Source organism: Salinispora goodfellowii (assembly GCF_059570675.1).
The window spans coordinates 1-18,056 of the sequence record NZ_JCANTD010000045.1 but is presented as its reverse complement, the minus strand read 5'-3'; the positions used below and the strand labels follow the sequence as shown (position 1 = coordinate 18,056).

The following is an 18,056-nucleotide window of genomic DNA, read 5'->3' as shown; positions in this document are numbered from 1 at the left end:
TCCGATGCGCGTGCGACGGGCCTGCCTCGCCCTGCGCCGACGGCTCGGCGGCACGGACCGGGGCGCCAACCCGGTGGAGCTGGCGGTAGTGATGCCGGTGATCTTCGTGCTGCTCTTCGGGGCGATCCAGGTGGCAGCCGTGTTCATCGCCCGATCCACGGCGATGCACGCGGCCCAGAGCGGGGTCAACGCGCAGCGGGTGCTCAACGCCCCGCCGGACGCGGGCGCGGACCGGGCGCGACGCTTCCTCACCGCGGCCGGCGGCTGGCTGGTCGACTGGGACTCCCCGGGACCGAGTTGCCAGACCGACGCGACCGACGTGACCTGCACCGTCCGCGGCCGTTCGCTCTCCGTCGTGCCCGGCGTCGACTTCCCGATCCGCGAGAGCGCACACGGGACGGTGGAACGGTGGACGGAGCCGTGATCCGCGACCGTGCCCGACGCGGCGACCTGCAACGCGACCGTGCCCGACGCGGCGACCTGCAACGCGACCGTGGTTCGGTCTCCGTCGAGGCGGCGATCCTCGCGCCGGCCTTCATCGCGCTGATGGTCCTCGCCGGGGTCGCCGGGCGTACCGCGGTCGCGGCCGAGGCCGTCGAGGCGGCGGCGCACGACGCCGCCCGCGCCGCCTCCATCTCCCGCGACGCGGGCACCGCCGCCGAGCGGGCCCGGGCGGCGGCCGTCCGGCAGCTCGACTGGCGCGGCCTGAACTGCACGAGTACGCCGACGGTCGACCTCAGCGGCACCGTCAACGGCCAGGCGACCAGCTTCGCCGCCGCGTTCGGGAGCCCGATCGGCCAGCAGGCCGCGGTGACCGTTCGCCTCTCCTGCACCGTCGACCTGTCCGACCTGCGGCTGGACACCATTCCCGGGATGCCAAGCAGCCGCCGGGTGTCGGCCAGCTTCACCTCACCGCTGGACCGTTACCGGGGCAGAGGATGACCGCCGTGCCGACCCGCCGCACCGCCTCGGGCCGCACCGGGTTGGGTCGTACCGGCCTGGGCCGGGACGACTCGGGCCGGGTCAGCATCTTCCTGGCCATCGCCGCCCTGGGCATTCTCACCGTGGTGGCGCTCGCTTTCGACGGGGCCGGGCAGCTGCGCGCGCTGCAACGAGCCGACAACCTCGCCAGCGAGGCCGCCCGTGCCGGGGGGCAGTCGATCGATTTGGCTACCGCGATCGAGGGCGGGCCGAAACGGATCGACGAGCCGCAGGCACGGCGGTCGGTGGCCGAGTATCTCGCCGTCGCCGGTGCCAGCGCACACACCGTCAGCTTCCCGGTGGTTGACGGGGAGACCGTGATTCGGGTGCGGGTCACCGTCACCTACGAGAGGTCGCTGCTCGGCCTCGTCGGCTTCGACGACACCGTCAACGTCACCGGGGAGGCGACCGCTCGGGCGCTGACCGGTGGACTGTAGGAAGGAAGGCCGCCATGTCCACATCGGCTCGTCTCCTTGGCCGGGTGCGCACCGGGTTCGGTGCCCTCGCCCTGCTCGGTGTGCTGCTGGTCGGCGCCCCGGTGGCGCTGCTCGCGTTCGCCGGTAACCCCCTGCCGGCGCAGGTGCCGACCCTCGGCGAGATCGGCACGGTATTGACCAGCCGCGACGATGGCCAGCTCTTCATCCGGGTGCTGGCGGTGGCCGGTTGGGTGGGTTGGGCCACGTTCGCCCTCTCGGTGCTGGTCGAGTTGGGCGCCCTCGCCGTCCGTCGCCCTGCCCCCCGGTTGCCGGGGATGGGCCGGCAACAGCGGGCCGCCGCTGCGCTGGTCGGCTCAGTAGCATTGATCTTGGCGGCGAGTCCGGTGGCGGCCAGCGCGGCGGCGGTGGCGGCGGGCCCGACAGCATCCACGGTGACGGTGGTAGCGGACCCAACAGCCCATGCGGCGGCAGGCCCAACAGCACCCAGGGCTGCGGCCGCACCGACCGCCGCATCCACTGCCTCAACCACAGCGCCAGCAGACGCGCCGGAGCGGGCACCGGTCTATCGGGTGGCCAGGGGCGACTACCTCGGATCGATCGCCGCGCGGTACCTGGACGGGTTCGAGGACTACCGGAGCCTGGCCACGCTGAACCGGCTGGCCGACCCCGACCGCATCCACCCGGGTCAGCTCCTGCGGCTGCCCGCCGAGGCACACGACCGTGGCCCCGGCCCCCACGCCACCGGACGGCTGGTCGCCCGACCGACCCCACCCCGGCCACCCGCGCCCGCACCGGCGTCGGCCGAGCAGTCAACGCCGCCGTCACCTGCGGAGTCGGCTGGTTCGGACTTGGCTGGTTCGGACTCGGCGGTTTCGGGGACGGCGGTTTCGGACGCGTCCTCGACGGATACGGCAGCTTCGGACCAGGTCGCTCCGGGCCCGGCGGCGGAGGTGCCGGTCGTGGCCGTGGGCGCAGCCGGCCCTGGCGATCCGAACCGGGTGAACCGGCCGCTCGCCGTCTCGGCGGTCCTCGCCGTGTCGAGTATCGTCGGCGCGCAGATCGGCGCGGCGCTCGGCCTACGTCGACGCCCGGCGACCGCTCGCACCGGGACCGACCGGCGCGCGCTGCCGGGTCAACGGCAGTGGGAACTGCCGGCTGGCCGGCACCGGCGAGACTGACCCCGGCCTACGACTGACCCAGTCCCCTACGCCGGCGGGTCGCCCCAGCCGTCGGTGTGCACGGCCTCGGCCAACGGGCGCTTGCTCCGCCAGCCGTGCCGGGCCAGGTCGGGTACCGCCTCGAAGTGGGTGACCGGGCCGAGGCAGAGCCAGGCCACCGGACGGATCCCGGCCGGGATCCGGAGCAGTTCGGCGAGCCACTGCTCCCGGTAGAACGACACCCAGCCGACGCCGAGCTGCTCGGCGGTCGCGGCGAGCCAGAGGTTCTGGATGGCCAGGCAGGCCGAGTAGAGCCCGGTGTCGGCGATGGCGTGCCGGCCGAGCACCGCCGGTCCGCCCCGGGCCGGGTCGTAGGTGACCACGATCGACAGGCTGGACTCCAACACTCCGTCGATCTTGATCCGGGCGAACCTCTCGGCCGCCTCCCCGGTCAGGGTTGCGGCGAAGACCTGCCGCTCGGCGCTGACGTGCTCGTGAAAGGCGCGGCGCAGCTCCGGGTCGCGGACCACGATGAAGTCCCACGGCTGCGAGTAGCCGACGCTCGGGGCCGCGTGGGCGGCGGCGAGCACCCGGTCCAGGGTCTCGGCGGGCACCGGCGCCCCGGTGAACTGCGACCGCACGTCCCGGCGGCGGTGGATGACGTCGTACAGGTCCATCGGGCACCTCGCATGATCACGTCGCCAAGCAATCTAATCCGATCTCCAGGGACGATGCCAGCCCGCACGCCGAGATCGGGCGCCCCGGCACCCCGCAGGTGGGCTGGCTCTGGCGGGCCGGACACCGCCGGGGTCATGCTGTCCCGATGGGCGTACGCGTCGAACGGTCCGTGACGGTGACCACAGTGATCCTGGATCGACCGTCGGCGCGGAACGCCGTGGACGGTCCAACCGCGCGGGCGCTGGCCGACGCGTTCCGCGGCTTCGAGGCCGACCCGGACGCGGCGGTGGCGGTGCTCTGCGGTGTGGGCGGCACGTTCTGCTCCGGTGCCGACCTGAAGGCGATCGGCACCCGCACCGGCAACCGGGTCGCACCGGACGGGGATGGCCCGATGGGTCCGACCCGGATGACGCTGTCCAAGCCGGTGATCGCGGCGATCTCCGGGTACGCGGTGGCGGGCGGGCTGGAGCTTGCGCTCTGGTGCGACCTCCGGGTCGCCGAGGCGGACGCGGTGCTCGGCGTCTTCTGCCGGCGTTGGGGCGTACCGCTGATCGACGGTGGGACATTTCGGCTGTCCCGACTGATCGGCGAGAGCCGGGCGATGGACCTGATCCTCACCGGCCGTCCGGTGCCGGCGCCCGAGGCGTACGCGATGGGTCTGGTGAACCGGCTGGTCGCCCCCGGTACGGCTCGGACCGCGGCCGAGCAGCTGGCCGCGGAGCTCGCCGGGCACCCGCAGACCTGTCTGCGCAACGATCGGGCCGCGGTGCTGGCCACGGCGGCGCTGCCGGAGCCGGCGGCGCTGGCGACCGAGCTGACCTACGGGATGGAGTCGTTGGCCGCCGACGCGGCGGCCGGGGCCGCCCGGTTCGCCGCGGGTGCCGGGCGGCACGGCGCCGGGGCCTGACGGGGCGGGTGCCGGACGGCACGGTGCCGGGCCTGACGGGTCAGTCCAGCGCGCCGCCGACCGCCGGGGCGAGCAGCGCGAGCAGCGTCGCCGGGGCGTCCTGGCGCTCGTCCAGGTGCAGCACCAGGTCCTCGATCGCCTGCTGTCGGTGCCGGTCCAGGATGCGCCCGGTCAGGTCCCGATACTTGTCCACGATGTCGGCGTTACTGAGTGGACGCCGCACCGAGCCGAGCGGCGTCTCGGTGCGCTGCTCGTGGGTCCGACCAGCATCGGTGGTCAGGCGCACCCGCCCGGTCGACGCCGGCGCGGACCCGCGGTTCACGGTCATCCGGTCGATCAGCCGCCACACGTCGTCCTGGTCCAGCCGGTCCGGTCGGAACTGCTCCACCGAGACCGCGCCGTCGAGGAGTGCCGCGGCCGTCGTGTAGCAGACGGACATCTGCGCGGCGACGCTCTCGATCGGCCGGTGCAGCGGGAAGACCGCGTGGTCGAAGATGGACTCGGCGACCTCGATCTCGATTTGTCCGATGGCGGCGGGGTCGAATCCGTCCGTCGCCCGCAACGCCAGCGCGGCCTCGATCGACGGGTGGGTGTACGCCATCGCCGCGTACGGTTTGATCGTCTGTTCCGGCAGATACCAGTGTTCGCCCAGCGCGTCGCCGATCGCCGCCGGATCGGTGTCGTGCCGTGCCATGAAGGCCGCCAGGTATCCGCCGTAGCCGCGTTCGAAGACCCGCTTGATCCCGATGTAGTCGCCGGCGGCCAGGGTCGCCGCGAGCAGGCCGTTGCGGGCCGCGAAGCCGTGCTGCATGCGCTTGACCATCGACTCGTACTGGGCGGCCATCAACCCACCGGACTGGGTCGCGGCGATGCCCAGCGCGTCTTCGAACCGGGCGGGGGTCAGGTCGTACAGCACCCCGCCGGCCGCTGCGGCCCCCAGCCCGCCGAAGACCGCGCCGGAGTGCCAGCCCCGGGCTATCAGCGCTGGTCCGCCCAGCGCGCGGCCGACCCGGACGCCGGTCTCGAAGCCCAACACCTCGGCCCGGAGGAGGTCGGCCCCGGTGACTGTCGCCCGCCGGCCGGCCACGGCCAGCAGCACCGGCAGCAACACCGCGTTGGCGTGCCAGGGAGTCCGGTACGACACGTCGTCGAGCTCGAAGCCCTGGATGAAGCTGCTGTTCAGCAGCACCGCCGTGGACGCGTCGGTGGTGCGGTCCCATCCGGCGACCAGGCTGGAGCCAGGCTCCACGGTCAGGCTCCGCACGGCGATCCGGGACCAGGGCAGCCGGGCGCCGACCAGGAGGCAGCCGATGCCGTCCAGGATCAGGTGTCGGGCCCGGGTGGTGACGTCGGCGGGGATGGCGTCGATCGAGGTCTCCGCCAGCCAGGTGACGAGCCGACCCGTCGGCCCGTCCGGGTCGGTCGGCCCGTCCGGGTCGGTCGGGGCCGCACCGGCCATGCTCGCCTCCGCTCCTCCCACGTTCGCCGCCGCTACTCGACCTGCCGGATCAGCCCAGGTCCCGCAGGGCGTCGGAGATGGCCCGGTAGAAGGTCGGGTACGCGTAGATCATGCTGCGGAGTTCGGCCAGCGGTACCGCCGCGTGCACGGCGACTGCCAGCCCGGAGAGCACCTCGCCGCCGGCTGGCCCGACCGACGTTCCACCGACCAGCACTCCCCGGTCGGCGTCGGCGACGAGTTTGATCAGGCCGTCGGCGCGGTGGATCCAACCGCGGGCCGAGGAGCCCAGCGACACGGAGCCGACCTGGACGTTGATCCCCCGCTGGCGGGCCTGCGACTCGGTGAGCCCGACCGCCCCGACCTCCGGGTCGGTGAAGGTGACCCGGGGCAGCGCCCGGTAGTCGGCCCGGGGGACGACGGTGCCGTTCGGGTCCGCCCCCGCTCCCACGTCGGATCGACGGACCCGGTCGAGCAGGTCGGCGACGACGATGCCCGCCTGGTAGGTCGCGACGTGGGTGAAGGCGCCGGCACCGGTCACGTCGCCGACCGCCCAGATTCCCTCGGTGACGCGCAGTCGGTCGTCAACCGGTAGGAAGCGCTGGTCGGCGCGGATGCCGACAGTGTCCAGGCCCAGTTCGTCCAGGTGCGCCCGGCGGCCGGTCACCACCAGTAGCCGTTCGGCGGGGTACCGCGCGTCGTTCGCCCGCAGGGTGAATTTCTGCCCGTCGTGGTCGACCCGGTCCGCCAACACTCCGGTGTGGATATTTACGCCGTCGGCACGGAGCGCGGCGGTGACCACCTCGGACGACTCCGGCTCCTCGGTCGCCAGCACCCGGTCCAACGCCTCGACCACGGTGACCTGGACGCCGAATCGCGCGAAGACCTGCGTCAGCTCCAGCCCGATCGCGCCGCCGCCGAGCACCAGCAGCGATTCCGGTAGCCGCTCCACCTCCATCGCCTGGTGGTTCGTCCAGAACGGAGTGTCGGCCAGCCCGTCGATCGGCGGCGCGGCGGGGCGGGTACCGGTGCTCAGTACGATTCCGTGTCGGGCCTGGAAGACCTGGTCGTTGACGCGGACCCGACCCGGGCCGTCGAGCCGTCCGCTGCCCCGGATGAAGCGCCCGCCCTGGTTGACGAATCGTTCCACCGCGACCCGGTCGTCCCAGGTGTCGGTGGCCTCCGCGCGGATCCGTTCCGCCACGGGTGCCCAGTCGGGTCGCACCTGCGCCGATCCGGCGAATTCGTGGACCCGGTGTGCCTCGGCGAGGGTGTTCGCGGCCCGGATCATCATTTTGCTGGGCACGCATCCCCAGTACGGGCACTCGCCGCCGACCAGGTCCCGCTCGATGCCGACGACGTTGAGTCCGGCCTCGGCGAGCCGACCTGCCACCTCCTCGCCGCCGACTCCGAGCCCGACAACGACCACGTCCACCAGTTCCGGCTCCATCCGGTCAGCCTAGGGAAGGGGCCGGGTGAGTGCCATCAATGGCGGGCCGGGCACCCGGACGGGAGTGCCGGTTCGGGTGAGCAGGGCACGGGCGGTCTCCGCCAGCCGGTGGTGCTGCGGTACCCGGGCCCGTCGGGCGAAGACGTCGAAGTCCTGCGTCGCGACCTCGTCGAGGATGCCCCCGTAGAGCGTGTACGCGGTGCGGATGCAGGCCTGCGAGGCGGGGTCGAGCAGGGTGACCCCGGGTGCGGCGGCAGCGTAGTGCGCCTGGGCCCGCGCCACCTCGTAGCGGATCAGTTTCCGAATCGGTTCGCTGGTCCGGCCGGTGGCGCGGGCGGCCAGGAGGTCGTCGCGGGTGACGCTGAAGCGGGCGAGGTCCGCGTCCGGTAGGTACGTCCGGCCACGGTCGAGGTCTTCGGCGACGTCCCGGATGAAGTTCGTCAGTTGGAAGGCGAAGCCGAGCTGGCGGGCGGGCTCGCGGGCGGTGACCGGGTCGGCGCTGCCGAGGATCGGCAGCATCATCGTGCCGATGACGGCGGCGGAGCCCTCCATGTAGTGGAGCAGGTCGGCGTAGGTGGGGTAGGAGCTGACGGTCAGGTCCATCGCCATGCTGCGCAGAAACGACGCGAAGTCGTCTCGGTTCAGGTCGAAGACGGCGATGGTGTGTAGCACGGCGGGGAGCAGTGGGTCGGTGACCGACTCGCCGTGCAGGCCGGCGAGGAACCGCGCGGCCCAGTCGTCCAGCTGGGCGGCCCGCCGCGCCGCGGGCAACTCCTCGGTTCGGTCAACAATCTCGTCCGCATAGCGGGTGAAACCGTATAAAGCATGTACATGTCGTCGTTTCCAGGCGGGAAGCAGCCGGGTGGCGAGATAGTAGGTGCGGCCGTGGTGGCGGTGTAGCTCACGGCATCGGTCGTAGGCGGCGGTGAGATCCGTGTCCACCGATCCTCCCTCAAATCGACGCATGAATCGACGCAACTCGTAACCCTAGGATATGCTCCCGCGCATGGCCAACGACGCAGTTGTGGGTAGAGCCCCCCGGGTCATCCCGGCCCGCCGTGGTGGCGAAACCGACCGGGTGCGCGCCCGCTTGGCCGCCTACACCGAGGAGGTCGTCGCCGCGGTTGACGACACCCTCGTCGCCTTCCTCAACACCGAGACCGACGCACTGGCCGCGATCGACCCGAGTGTCGGCGAGTTCGCCACCATCGCCCGCGACAGCGTGTTGGCCGGCGGAAAGCGGCTCCGCCCGACCTTCGCCTACTGGGGGTGGCGGGGCGTGGTCGGCGGGGCGGAGCCGCTGCCCCCCGTGCTGCCGGCGCTCGCCGCACTGGAAGTGCTGCACGCCTTCGCCCTCACCCATGACGACGTGATGGACGCCTCCGCCACCCGGCGTGGCCGGCCCACCGCACACGTCGCGGTCGCCGCCCAGCACGCCGCGGCCGGGCGGCGCGGTGATTCCGGCAAATTCGGCGAGAACGTCGCCATCCTCGTCGGCGACCTCTGCCTGGTCTGGGCCGACCGGCTCCTCGCGCAGGCCGTCCTGCCGCCGGCCCGGCTGCTGGCGGTCCGGCGCTGCTACGACCAGATGCGGGTGGAGACCGTCGCCGGGCAATACCTCGACGTCCTCGGCGAGAGCGACCCGACGAACTGGTCGGTGGAGCGGGCCCTGCAGGTCGCCCGCTACAAGACCGCCAGCTACACGGTGCGGTGGCCGCTACTCTTCGGTGCCGGCCTGGCCGGCGTCGGCGCCGACTCCCCGCTGATCGCGGCGTACACCCGCTATGGCCAGGCCGTCGGCGAGGCGTTCCAACTCTGCGACGACCTGCTCGGCGTCTACGGCGACCCGGCCACCACCGGTAAACCCGCCGGTGACGACCTGCGTACCGGCAAGCCGACCGCGCTGCTCATGCTGGCCCGTAGCCGGGCCGACCACACCCAGCGCCGGGCCCTCGACCAGATCGGCGCGGGCGCGGACGACCGGGAGGTCACCCGACTGGCGGAGGTGGTCGCGGAGACCGGTGCCGTCGCCCAGGTCGAGCAGATGATCTCCGATCGGGTAGCCGAGGCGCTCGACGCCCTTGCTGCTCCAATCATCGGTGACACCGCGCGGACCGCGCTCGCCGGTCTCGCGACCGTCGCCACCCACCGGCGAGCATGATGGGCGCGTATTCCCGAGGAGGTGGTCAGGTGCGCACGGTACGCGGTCGTACGGACCGGGTGGTGATCGTCGGTGCCGGGCTCGGCGGGCTGGCCTGCGCGCTGCACCTGGCGGGCAGCGGTCGCCAGGTGACAGTGCTGGAACGCGAGCCGGTGCCGGGCGGTCGGGCCGGTCGACTCAGCGTCAACGGGTACGACTTCGACACCGGTCCCACGGTGCTGACCATGCCGGATCTGATCGCCGAGGCGCTGCACGCCGTCGGTGAGGAACTCGACGACTGGCTCGAACTGACCCCACTCGACCCCGCTTACCGGGCGTACTATCCGGACGGCTCCACCCTGGACGTGATCACCGACACGACCCGGATGGCCGCCGAGATCGCGAAGGTCTGCGGTCCGCGGGAGGCCGACGGCTACCTCCGCTTCGTCGACTACGCCCGTGAGCTGTGGCGCCTCGAGCGGGCTGACTTCATCGAACGCAACCTGGACGCCCCCACCGACCTGCTCACCGGGAACCTGCTGAAGTTACTCGCCGGCGGTGCCTTCCGGCGGCTCCAGACGAAGATCAACCAGTTCTTCCGAGATCCACGTACCCAGCGTGTCTTCTCCTTCCAGGCGATGTATGCCGGGCTCGCGCCGCACGACGCGCTCGCCATCTACGCGGTGATCGCGTACCTCGACTCCGTCGCCGGGGTGCACTTTCCGCGCGGCGGCATCCACGCCGTCGCGCGGGCCATGGCCGGCGCCGCCGAGAAACACGGGGTGCAACTCCGGTACGACACCACCGTGACCCAGGTGGAGACGGCCGCCGACCGGGCGACCGGCGTCCGGACCGACAGCGGGGAGTTCGTCCCCGCCGACGTGGTGGTGCTCAACCCGGACCTACCGGTGGCGCACCGGGAACTGCTCCAGACCCGGCACCGCCGGTTGACCTACTCCCCCTCCTGCGTGGTCCTGCACGTCGGGTCGACCCAGGGCTATGCGAAGATCGCCCATCACAACATCCACTTCGGGCGGGCGTGGCGTGGCACCTTTGAGGAGGTCATCCGTCGGGGCGAACTGATGAGCGACCCGTCGCTGCTGGTCACCAACCCGAGTCGGACCGACCCGTCGGTAGCCCCCGCCGACCGGCACGCCTACTACGTGCTGGCGCCGGTGCCGAACCTCGACCGGGCCCCGTTTGACTGGCGGGGCGGCCTGGCCGACCGCTACGCCGACCGGCTGGTGCGAACGCTGGAGGAGCGGGGCTACGTGGGCTTTGACGACGGCATCGAGGTGCTGCGGACGGTCACTCCCGCCGACTGGGCGGAGCAGGGCATGGCCGCCGGCACGCCGTTCGCCGCCGCGCACAGCCTCTTCCAGACCGGGCCGTTTCGCCCGCCCACCCTGCACCGCGGGCTCGCGAACGTGGTCTTCGTCGGCTCGGGCACCCAGCCCGGAGTTGGGGTGCCGATGGTGCTGATCTCCGGCAAGCTCGCCGCCGCGCGGGTGACGGGGGTCGCTTCGTGACCGGCCGGGAAGCCCACCGGGTCGAGTTGGTGGACGAGGCCGGCGTGGTGACCGGGCAGACCACCGTGCGCGCCGCGCACCAGCCGCCGGGACGGCTGCACCGCGCCTTCTCGGTACTGCTCGTCGACCCCGACGGTCGGGTCCTGCTCCAGCGCCGGGCCGCGGTGAAGACCCGCTTCCCGCTGCGTTGGGCCAACGCCTGCTGCGGCCACCCGTTGCCCGGCGAGCCGCTGACGGTCGCCGCCAACCGCCGGCTCGGCGAGGAGTTGGGTGCCGCCCCGGTCGAGCTGACCGAGGTCGGCAGCTACGTCTATCGGGCTGAGGACCCGACCACCGGCAGGGTCGAGTTCGAGTACGACCACGTCCTCCGGGGCGACCTGCCGGCCCACGCCCCGCTGCGCCCGGATCCGGAGGAGGTCGCCGAGCTGCGCTGGGTGCTCCCGGCCGTGCTGGCAGCGGAGCTCGACGCCGACCCACCCGCGTACGCCCCGTGGTTGAGTGGGGTGCTCAACCGGCTGCTGCACCCGGGCGAGCCCACCCTGCGTCAGCCAGACCTGCGCCAACCCATGCTGGCGGTCGAGGACGCTCCGGAGCGGCCAGGTGGTGGATGAGGCACTGAGCGCTGGCGCCGTCGCCCGCCGGCTGGGGATCGCGGTGACGACCCTGCGCACCTGGCATCAGCGCTACGGGCTCGGGCCCAGCGAGCATGTCCCCGGGCACCACCGCCGCTACACCCCGGCCGACCTGGCCCGCCTGGAGACCATGCGGCGGCTCACCGCCAACGGGGTCGCCCCGGCCGAGGCCGCCCGTTGGACAGTTCAGGCCCCCGACGCAGCGCTTCCCGGTCCCACTCCCCGGACCGAGAGACGGGAGGCGCGCGACGGCGGCGGCGCGACAATCCCGGTGGGCCGGTCCGGCCCGGCCGCTCGGGGTCTGGCCCGGGCCGCCATGCGACTGGACTCGAACGCCATCAACGAGGTGATCGACCGGGCCATCCGCATCGACGGCGTGGTCACGACCTGGGACACGCTGCTGCGACCAGTGCTCGCCGGGATCGGTGAACGGCATGCCGCCACCGCGGCGCTGATCGAGGTCGAGCACCTGGTGTCCCGCTGCGTGTCGGAGGCGTTCGCCGCCGTGGTCCGCGCGCACGCGTCCACTGGGCCCCCTCGTATCCTGCTCTCCTGCGCCGACGAGGAGCAGCACAGTCTGCCGCTGGAGGCGCTCGGCGCGGCGCTGGCCGAAACCGGGATCGCGCACCGGCTGCTCGGGGCCCGAGTGCCGGTGCGGGCGCTGCTGGAGGCGGTCAACCGGATCGGGCCGGCCGCGGTCGTGCTGTGGTCGCAGACCCGGAGCACCGCCGACCCCGCACAGCTCACCGCCCTGCTCGCGGGCCCCCATCGGCCGCTGCTGGTGTTGGCGGCCGGACCGGGCTGGCGGGCAGACAGCCTCCCCGCCGGGGTGGTGCGCCCGGTGGACCTCGCCGAGGCGCTCTCGCTCGCGGCAGCCGTACGCGACTCGTTGGACCAGCCAGCCGCGGGGTAGGGGCCGCCCGTGGGGTTGCTCCGCTCGCGGGCCGAGCTGCCCGCGAGCGGAGCGCGGAGCCGCCCCCGGCTGGTGCGGCAGAGCCGGCCGGGTCTGGGCTTCACCTGCGGTTCCGCTCTGGTGGGGAACACCCGGGGTCGGTTTGGCTGAGCGGCGTGCCATCACGTATGCTTTCGAAGCCTCCGGCGGGGCCGGATGGGAGCAAGACCGTCAGAAGTTGTGAGTGTGCAATGATGGCGGGGCCGCCCTCATCGTCTAGCGGCCCAGGACGCCGCCCTTTCAAGGCGGTAGCACGGGTTCGAATCCCGTTGGGGGCACGGTCCGACCTCGGTCGGATGAGCTAGGTCCTGTGGAGCAGTTGGAGTGCTCGCCGCCCTGTCAAGGCGGAGGTCGCGGGTTCAAGTCCCGTCAGGACCGCCATAGTTGTGCCCACGACGAACGCGACCTGGGCGGTGGCTGCCCTGCCCTGCCCTGGACGTGGGTGAGGTTTGTGGCCTAGCAGCGGTTCGGGGCGCCGGCGACGAGGTCGCTCCCGACGAGGTCGGGAGCTCGCCCGACCACCCGCCGGGATCAGTTCCGCAGCGCCTCCCGGTGAAGGGTGATCAGGCGCGACCGAGGGGTTAATCCTCAGGAGTTTGCCTGTCGCTCGTTGGTATCGGCCGCAAGGCTTCGAGCGCGGTTGACAGGCGGGTGAGGGTGTCCACCGTCTCGCGGAACGACCTGGGGCAGCCGAGCTGCTGCTCCAGTCGCATGGCGAACTCCGCGTGCTGCGGATCGATCCGCCGAAGCGCGGCCCGGCCCTGGTCGGTGGGGCGCAGCAGTTTCGCCCGGCGGTGGGCGGGGTTGGGCTCGTAGGCGGCGAGTCCGTTGGTGACCAGGATGTCGGCGACGCGCTGCACGCTTTGCCGCGTGATGCCCATAGTGCGGGCGATGCCCGCGACGGGCAGCGGCTGGGGCAGGACCGCGCCGAGTACTTGCCACCAGGCCGCGGTGAGCCCGGCCGGTTGGGCGAGTTCTTCGGCGACAGCGAGGAACTGACCGTTGAGCCGAAACACGGCCAGCGCTGTGTCGGTGAGCAGCTGATCGCTGTCCCTCACCGCTGTGCCGCCGCCGCCAGCGTCGGGACGGCGTCAGCGTCGGAGTTGCCGAACAGCCGCTGCCAGGCGTCGAGCACCTTGGGCTCGTAGACATCGAGGCAGCGGAAGATCTCGCGGGCGAAGGCTACCTGCCCGGTCGGTCCCGCGGTGATCAGGTCACGGCCGGTGACAGCATCGGCATCGAGATAGTGGGCGTGGCCGTGGTAGCCCGGCTGGGCGGTGAGGTACTCGGCGAAGGCGCTGGTGTGCGGGCGGTCGTCGAGCAGCCCGGCGCGGGCGAGGCCGGCGGTGGCGCCGCAGATGGCCGCGACCGGAACGTTGGCGGCCAGGAATTCCGCCGCCTTGTCGGCGTAGGGCGCGAGCTCGTCGCCGTTCGACCACAGGTCGGCACCAGGCAAGATCAGCAGCGCGCTGCTCTCTGGGCGCAGGTCTTCCAGGGCCAGGTCGGGCAGGATCCTCACCCCGCCGGCCGTGGTGACCACCTGTCCGGCCACGGGACTGACGGTGACGACCTCGAAAACGTCCCGCGGCGGCCGGTGGTATTCGGTGTTGCGCAGGTAGGCGACAGCGTGCGCGGCCTCCCAGTCGGCGAGCGTGTCGTAGATGGCGAGGTGGACGGTCTTGCGTGCCATAGGAACCTCCCGAGGCGATTGACAGCACACTGTCATGTCAGTATCCGGCTATGACAGCACCCTGTCAATCATCTCGACCGGAGTGTCGCGACCGAATTCTCGGCGGTAATGAGGTGTGCCCGGAGCCATCCGCCTGACGTACCGTCCGGTAGGTGTCGCGATGCTGGCCGAGCTTCTTGCGGCAGAGGATGAGTGTGCGTTGAGGAGTTCTCGGCCTTGGCCGCGTGGCCGGGAAGGGTTCCCCTGGCGCATATTCGGGTCGGTGCTCGGCGTGGGCGGCCACGAGCGGGTGACCCCGCCCGCCGGCGACCTCGGTGGGCGGGTATCATCAACCGAAGCGCGGCCAGGTAGCTCAGTTGGTACGAGCGTCCGACTGAAAATCGGAAGGTCGACGGTTCGACCCCGTCCCTGGCCACATAGCCTTTCGCCGGGCTATTCAGATCCCCACCAGCGGAAACGTCGGTGGGGATCTTGCGTTTCCGGCGTTTCCTGGGAGCTCTGAGGATGACCATGGTTGACCCCGTGGTGCCACGGTTGGCTGTGCCTTATCGCATGTAGATCGCACGCTCAGCGGCGTCTCCCTGTCGCGCGTGGGACGTCATGTATGTCGATCTGTGGTGCCGATGATCCGAACATCGTTGGCTTCGTAGGTCTCCACGCCGCCGCCGGCTCTGGTGATCACCACAGTGCCGACCCCGTTGTACGTCACGGAGTCGTCTGGCCCGATGGGAACATCCTCGACCTGACCACGAGTGCGTACGTACGTGGATCGTGGGTGGCCCGGTCGCTGCTCGACTACGACCAGGCCGTCACTCTTCAGAGAAGCGATGACTGCCCGGATGGTGGTACGACTGACGCCGTAGCCCTGCGCGAGGTCCGTCTCGCTAGGCAGCCGTGACCCTTCGGTGTACTCGCCTGAGGTCACTTTCTGGCGGATGTCATCGGCCACTTGCCGCCAGATTGCCCGCTCCGGGTCGAAGTCGCTCACAAATCTGACGGTAGGTGAGTCCGTAGGCACCTAGGTTTGTACGTACTAATCTACGTAGCTCGTGTATCGAGCTTGGCTTCCTCGACCCACCGGGGCAGGCCAGAAGGGACAGGCGTGTGATGACTGAACAACGGCACCCAGCCGCTGGCGAGGAACTCGTGATCGGCCCGGCCGCCTCGGTGCAGTTCGCGCGACAGCCGGGCTTCGTGTTTCGGGTGATCTCGGTGTGTCCGCAACCCACGTACCCGGGCTGGGTTGGCTGACCGGCTACCAGCTCGATAGCCAGGGCCGTGCTGTCGCCCGCCGGGAGATCTACGTCCGGCTCGCCGGCCTACGCCGTGTTCCTCGCTCTGACGCGCGGCTGAGGTCGTAGCCGGCCGCGTGTCACGAGCCGGGCACCCGACGGACACCGCCACAGTGGCGCAGTTGACCTCAACCGCACCCAACGGCGGGCCCGGCTCCTGGAGGGTTTACCTGGTGCACGACGGCCACCTCCTCCCTCCCAGGTGCCATGTTTTGACCTCAACCGCGGCCAACGGCGGGCTCGGCTCCTGGAGGGTTTACCCGGTCTACGACGGACGCCGCCCCCTTGCCAGGTTTCTTGCGAGTGTTCTCCGGTCAGTGATCACTAGAGCTGTACTGCGACCACGCCGCGTGCGCCGGGACGTGACCGGCCGCCAGGCCGCACGCGCGGCCCGGCGCTGACGCGGCGCCCTTGACCAAGTAAAGAAGCTCTGAACACATACGCTTCAGCCACGTCCGGACAGGGGAGGCGTCGGCATGACTGCCGTCGATCCGGTGGGAGATCGCGGTGGTTCAAGGGCTGCGCGCTTCTCGTGGGCTGCGGTACTGTGACCAGCGCAGATGCACTACCGGCGGATCGCTGCAAAACATGGCTCAATCCGGTCGTGGAATGCGGCCGTGACCTGCGACTTAAGGTTCGGGTCGCTCATCACCCCTGGAGGGATCGCAACGCGATACCGGCCGGGACGTCCAGGGCCTGGCCGGGCAGGTCGCTCATCACCCCTGGAGGGATCGCAACAGCAGCTTGCGGGGGTCTCCGGGTACGCGGCCAGGTCGCTCATCACCCCTGGAGGGATCGCAACTGGACCTTGCGGAGTTTGCCGGTGGCGTTGGCGGCGCTGGTCGCTCATCACCCCTGGAGGGATCGCAACGGCACCCTGACGCCGACCACGTGTCCTACAGCGTGGGTCGCTCATCACCCCTGGAGGGATCGCAACACGGCGCCGAGAGTCCGGTACAGCAGGCCAGCCGTGGTCGCTCATCACCCCTGGAGGGATCGCAACTGGTGGCTTGAGTGGTGCTGAGGTAGATGCAGTTGAAGTCGCTCATCACCCCTGGAGGGATCGCAACTGCAGGCCGCACAACTCACCCCACCGTGGCCCACGGTGGTCGCTCATCACCCCTGGAGGGATCGCAACCGGTTCCGGGCTCGTAGATGCAGCGGGATGTCGAGTCGCTCATCACCCCTGGAGGGATCGCAACGGATCACATCGAGGTTGTGGCGCCATGGCGTAATGTCGCTCATCGCCCCTGGAGAGATCGCAACGTCTGTGTCAGCCGGTCTTCCATCGCCTGCGGGTTGATCCTCGGCCGGAAACTCTCGACATCCCACCCCTGGCCACTGCTCCCCGCACGCGCGGGGTGATCCGTGCCGGGCGGGCAGGGCCGTCAACTCGTGCCCTGTTTCCCACACATGCGGGGTGATCCCACACATGCTCAGTCGTAGGAGGACGACCTGCTACACGGCGGTGAGCTGCCGTTTACGACCCGAAGACGGAGGCGGGTAAGCGGACGGTCGGCATCCCATCGCATGTCATACCGGTGATCAAGCTGCATCTCGACGAGTACGCCGGGCGCGAACGACTGTTCATCAGTCGAGACGGGTCGCCGCTGCGAGGCCACACCCTTTATCAGGCATTCGTGCGGGCTCGCAAAAAGGTCTAAATGGACAACCTGACATTTCACGACCTCCGCCACACTGGGCAGACCCTGGCCGCGCAGACTGGCGCCACGCTGGCGGACCTCATGAAACGTCTGGGGCACTCGTCCATGGCGGCGGCTCGCCGATACCTTCACGCGGTCGACGGTCGTGACCAGGAGATCGCAAAGGCGCGGTCGGAGTTGGCGGCGCATGGAGACGTGGCACATCTTCCCAAAGCGATCACAATGTAACGAAGGGTGTGGTATGCCGTTAAAAGTGCGGGACGTGATCAAGATGATCGAGGCTGACGGGTGGATGCTGGTCGCCCCTCGCGGCAGCCACCGTCAGTACAAGCATCACAGCAAGCCGGGCCGGGTAACCATCCCCGGGAAACTGAGTCGCGACTTGCCGCCCGGGCTGGAGACCAGCATCCTGAAGCAAGCGGGCTTGATGGGAGGCAACAAGTGAACGCATACGTCGTGATCATCGAGCGCGCCGAGGATGGTGGCTACGGTGCTTGGTCACCAGATCTTCCTGGCTGCGTAGCGCTCGGGGAGACCCGTAGAGAGGCGTTGGCCGAGATGCGTGAGGCCATCGCTTTTCACCTAGAGGGCCTGCGCGAGGCGGGCGAGCCGGTTCCAGCACCGAAAGCGGTTGGCGTTGATCTGATCGCCGCGTGATGCACGTTGAGTGGTTGTAGTCGCACGTTGATCGCACGCGGCTTGCGCTCAAGCCCACCGAGCTGTGCATTTGTCTATGACTGAAAATCGGAAGGTCGACGGTTCGACCCCGTCCCTGGCCACATAGCCTTTCGCCGGGCTATTGCGGTCCCCACCAACGGAAACGTCGGTGGGGATCTTTTGTCTTCCTTGATCATCGATTATCCCGCACTGGAGTGGCCGCACCAGATGGCCGCAGTAGCGACTGCTCCACCTGGCCCGACGCCAGCATCTCCCCCAACCTCGTGACGGGGCGCGGGCAATAGGAGCCGTCAGTTCGGGACTACGGCGGCAAACTCCGCGGGAGCCGCAGCGTTCAGGCTGGCGACCGCCCACCGGTCGCCCTCCACCACAAACGCCCCGATCTCTCTCATTGAGTCAACCCACCCCGATTG

The 18,056-nt window shown here is 70.7% G+C and carries 19 protein-coding genes, 3 tRNA genes, 1 pseudogene and 1 CRISPR repeat array; of the genes and pseudogenes, 16 read left to right on the top strand and 7 right to left on the bottom strand.

The features are described 5' to 3' along the window. The first annotated feature begins 4 nt into the window (after nucleotides 1-4). The 4 genes from T398_RS24700 to T398_RS24685 are packed head-to-tail and all read left to right on the top strand — an operon-like array spanning nucleotide 5 to nucleotide 2,596. On the top strand, nucleotides 5-424 hold the full coding sequence (locus T398_RS24700; protein ID WP_496450231.1) for a TadE/TadG family type IV pilus assembly protein: 420 nt from the start codon (nucleotides 5-7) through the stop codon (nucleotides 422-424). Further along, nucleotides 409-942 (top strand): TadE/TadG family type IV pilus assembly protein, encoded by a 534-nt coding sequence (locus T398_RS24695; RefSeq protein ID WP_496450230.1) that lies wholly within the window; start codon nucleotides 409-411, stop codon nucleotides 940-942. The genes T398_RS24700 and T398_RS24695 overlap by 16 nt, the downstream gene beginning before the upstream one ends. Next, on the top strand, nucleotides 939-1,418 hold the full coding sequence (locus T398_RS24690; protein WP_496450229.1) for a pilus assembly protein TadG-related protein: 480 nt from the start codon (nucleotides 939-941) through the stop codon (nucleotides 1,416-1,418). The genes T398_RS24695 and T398_RS24690 overlap by 4 nt, the downstream gene beginning before the upstream one ends. A gap of 14 nt (nucleotides 1,419-1,432) precedes the next feature. Beyond that, the gene (locus T398_RS24685; RefSeq protein ID WP_496450228.1) at nucleotides 1,433-2,596 is read left to right on the top strand and encodes a LysM peptidoglycan-binding domain-containing protein; all 1,164 of its coding nucleotides are present in this window, start codon (nucleotides 1,433-1,435) and stop codon (nucleotides 2,594-2,596) included. Nucleotides 2,597-2,622: 26 nt separating this feature from the next. Here the strand turns inward: T398_RS24685 and bluB are convergent, their stop codons facing one another. Beyond that, nucleotides 2,623-3,252 (bottom strand): 5,6-dimethylbenzimidazole synthase, encoded by a 630-nt coding sequence (gene bluB, locus T398_RS24680; RefSeq protein ID WP_496450227.1) that lies wholly within the window; start codon nucleotides 3,250-3,252, stop codon nucleotides 2,623-2,625. A gap of 146 nt (nucleotides 3,253-3,398) precedes the next feature. Here bluB and T398_RS24675 point away from each other — a divergent pair, with 146 nt between their 5' ends. Beyond that, nucleotides 3,399-4,160, top strand: coding sequence for a crotonase/enoyl-CoA hydratase family protein (locus T398_RS24675; protein WP_496450226.1), 762 nt, complete (start codon nucleotides 3,399-3,401; stop codon nucleotides 4,158-4,160). A 40-nt stretch (nucleotides 4,161-4,200) separates the two neighbouring features. Here the strand turns inward: T398_RS24675 and T398_RS24670 are convergent, their stop codons facing one another. From T398_RS24670 to T398_RS24660, 3 genes are read right to left on the bottom strand one after another with little or no spacing between them, the layout of a single operon-like run. Then, a complete protein-coding gene (locus tag T398_RS24670; protein ID WP_496450225.1) occupies nucleotides 4,201-5,619 on the bottom strand; it encodes an MmgE/PrpD family protein in 1,419 nt (472 codons plus the stop codon). 49 nt (nucleotides 5,620-5,668) lie between these two features. Further along, entirely contained in the window at nucleotides 5,669-7,066 is a 1,398-nt protein-coding gene (locus T398_RS24665) for a dihydrolipoyl dehydrogenase family protein (protein WP_496450224.1), read from the bottom strand. A 9-nt stretch (nucleotides 7,067-7,075) separates the two neighbouring features. Then, complete coding sequence (locus tag T398_RS24660; RefSeq protein WP_496450223.1) at nucleotides 7,076-8,008, bottom strand: phytoene/squalene synthase family protein; 933 nt, start codon at nucleotides 8,006-8,008, stop codon at nucleotides 7,076-7,078. A gap of 64 nt (nucleotides 8,009-8,072) precedes the next feature. Here T398_RS24660 and T398_RS24655 point away from each other — a divergent pair, with 64 nt between their 5' ends. The 6 genes from T398_RS24655 to T398_RS24630 all read left to right on the top strand — a co-directional run bounded on the left by T398_RS24655 (nucleotide 8,073) and on the right by T398_RS24630 (nucleotide 12,700). Next, nucleotides 8,073-9,227: a polyprenyl synthetase family protein gene (locus T398_RS24655; protein ID WP_496450222.1), complete on the top strand. Its 1,155-nt coding sequence runs from the start codon at nucleotides 8,073-8,075 to the stop codon at nucleotides 9,225-9,227. Between the two features lie 29 nt (nucleotides 9,228-9,256). Next, nucleotides 9,257-10,735 carry a phytoene desaturase family protein gene (gene crtI, locus T398_RS24650; protein ID WP_496450221.1) on the top strand — a complete coding sequence of 493 codons (1,479 nt, stop codon included), beginning with the start codon at nucleotides 9,257-9,259 and terminating at the stop codon, nucleotides 10,733-10,735. Then, nucleotides 10,732-11,346, top strand: coding sequence for an isopentenyl-diphosphate Delta-isomerase (gene idi, locus T398_RS24645; RefSeq protein ID WP_496450220.1), 615 nt, complete (start codon nucleotides 10,732-10,734; stop codon nucleotides 11,344-11,346). The genes crtI and idi overlap by 4 nt, the downstream gene beginning before the upstream one ends. Further along, on the top strand, nucleotides 11,336-12,280 hold the full coding sequence (locus tag T398_RS24640) for a MerR family transcriptional regulator (protein WP_496450219.1): 945 nt from the start codon (nucleotides 11,336-11,338) through the stop codon (nucleotides 12,278-12,280). Before idi ends, T398_RS24640 begins: the two co-directional genes overlap by 11 nt. A 244-nt stretch (nucleotides 12,281-12,524) precedes the next feature. After that, a tRNA-Glu gene (locus tag T398_RS24635) sits at nucleotides 12,525-12,597 on the top strand. A 26-nt stretch (nucleotides 12,598-12,623) separates the two neighbouring features. Further along, nucleotides 12,624-12,700, top strand: a tRNA-Asp gene (locus T398_RS24630). Nucleotides 12,701-12,900: 200 nt separating this feature from the next. Here T398_RS24630 and T398_RS24625 read toward each other — a convergent pair. Together T398_RS24625 and T398_RS24620 are read right to left on the bottom strand one after the other, a co-directional pair. Further along, complete coding sequence (locus T398_RS24625) at nucleotides 12,901-13,377, bottom strand: MarR family winged helix-turn-helix transcriptional regulator (RefSeq protein WP_496450218.1); 477 nt, start codon at nucleotides 13,375-13,377, stop codon at nucleotides 12,901-12,903. Beyond that, entirely contained in the window at nucleotides 13,374-14,009 is a 636-nt protein-coding gene (locus T398_RS24620) for a DJ-1/PfpI family protein (RefSeq protein WP_496450217.1), read from the bottom strand. The genes T398_RS24625 and T398_RS24620 overlap by 4 nt, the downstream gene beginning before the upstream one ends. A 341-nt stretch (nucleotides 14,010-14,350) precedes the next feature. On the opposite strand from T398_RS24620, the gene T398_RS24615 reads away from it, so the two are divergent. Next, nucleotides 14,351-14,424 (top strand) — tRNA-Phe (locus tag T398_RS24615). A 183-nt stretch (nucleotides 14,425-14,607) separates the two neighbouring features. Here T398_RS24615 and T398_RS24610 read toward each other — a convergent pair. Next, entirely contained in the window at nucleotides 14,608-14,997 is a 390-nt protein-coding gene (locus T398_RS24610; RefSeq protein ID WP_496450216.1) for a winged helix-turn-helix domain-containing protein, read from the bottom strand. A 119-nt stretch (nucleotides 14,998-15,116) separates the two neighbouring features. Here T398_RS24610 and T398_RS24605 point away from each other — a divergent pair. From T398_RS24605 to T398_RS24590, 4 genes and pseudogenes are all read left to right on the top strand, one after another. After that, nucleotides 15,117-15,370, top strand: a pseudogene (locus tag T398_RS24605) (hypothetical protein). Between the two features lie 570 nt (nucleotides 15,371-15,940). After that, a CRISPR array of direct repeats spans nucleotides 15,941-16,567; the repeat unit is 31 nt; unit sequence GGTCGCTCATCACCCCTGGAGGGATCGCAAC. Between the two features lie 398 nt (nucleotides 16,568-16,965). Further along, a complete protein-coding gene (locus tag T398_RS24600) occupies nucleotides 16,966-17,193 on the top strand; it encodes a tyrosine-type recombinase/integrase (RefSeq protein WP_496450215.1) in 228 nt (75 codons plus the stop codon). 43 nt (nucleotides 17,194-17,236) lie between these two features. Beyond that, on the top strand, nucleotides 17,237-17,410 hold the full coding sequence (locus T398_RS24595; RefSeq protein WP_496450242.1) for a type II toxin-antitoxin system HicA family toxin: 174 nt from the start codon (nucleotides 17,237-17,239) through the stop codon (nucleotides 17,408-17,410). Beyond that, complete coding sequence (locus T398_RS24590) at nucleotides 17,407-17,622, top strand: type II toxin-antitoxin system HicB family antitoxin (protein ID WP_016814188.1); 216 nt, start codon at nucleotides 17,407-17,409, stop codon at nucleotides 17,620-17,622. The genes T398_RS24595 and T398_RS24590 overlap by 4 nt, the downstream gene beginning before the upstream one ends. Nucleotides 17,623-18,056: the final 434 nt, after the last annotated feature.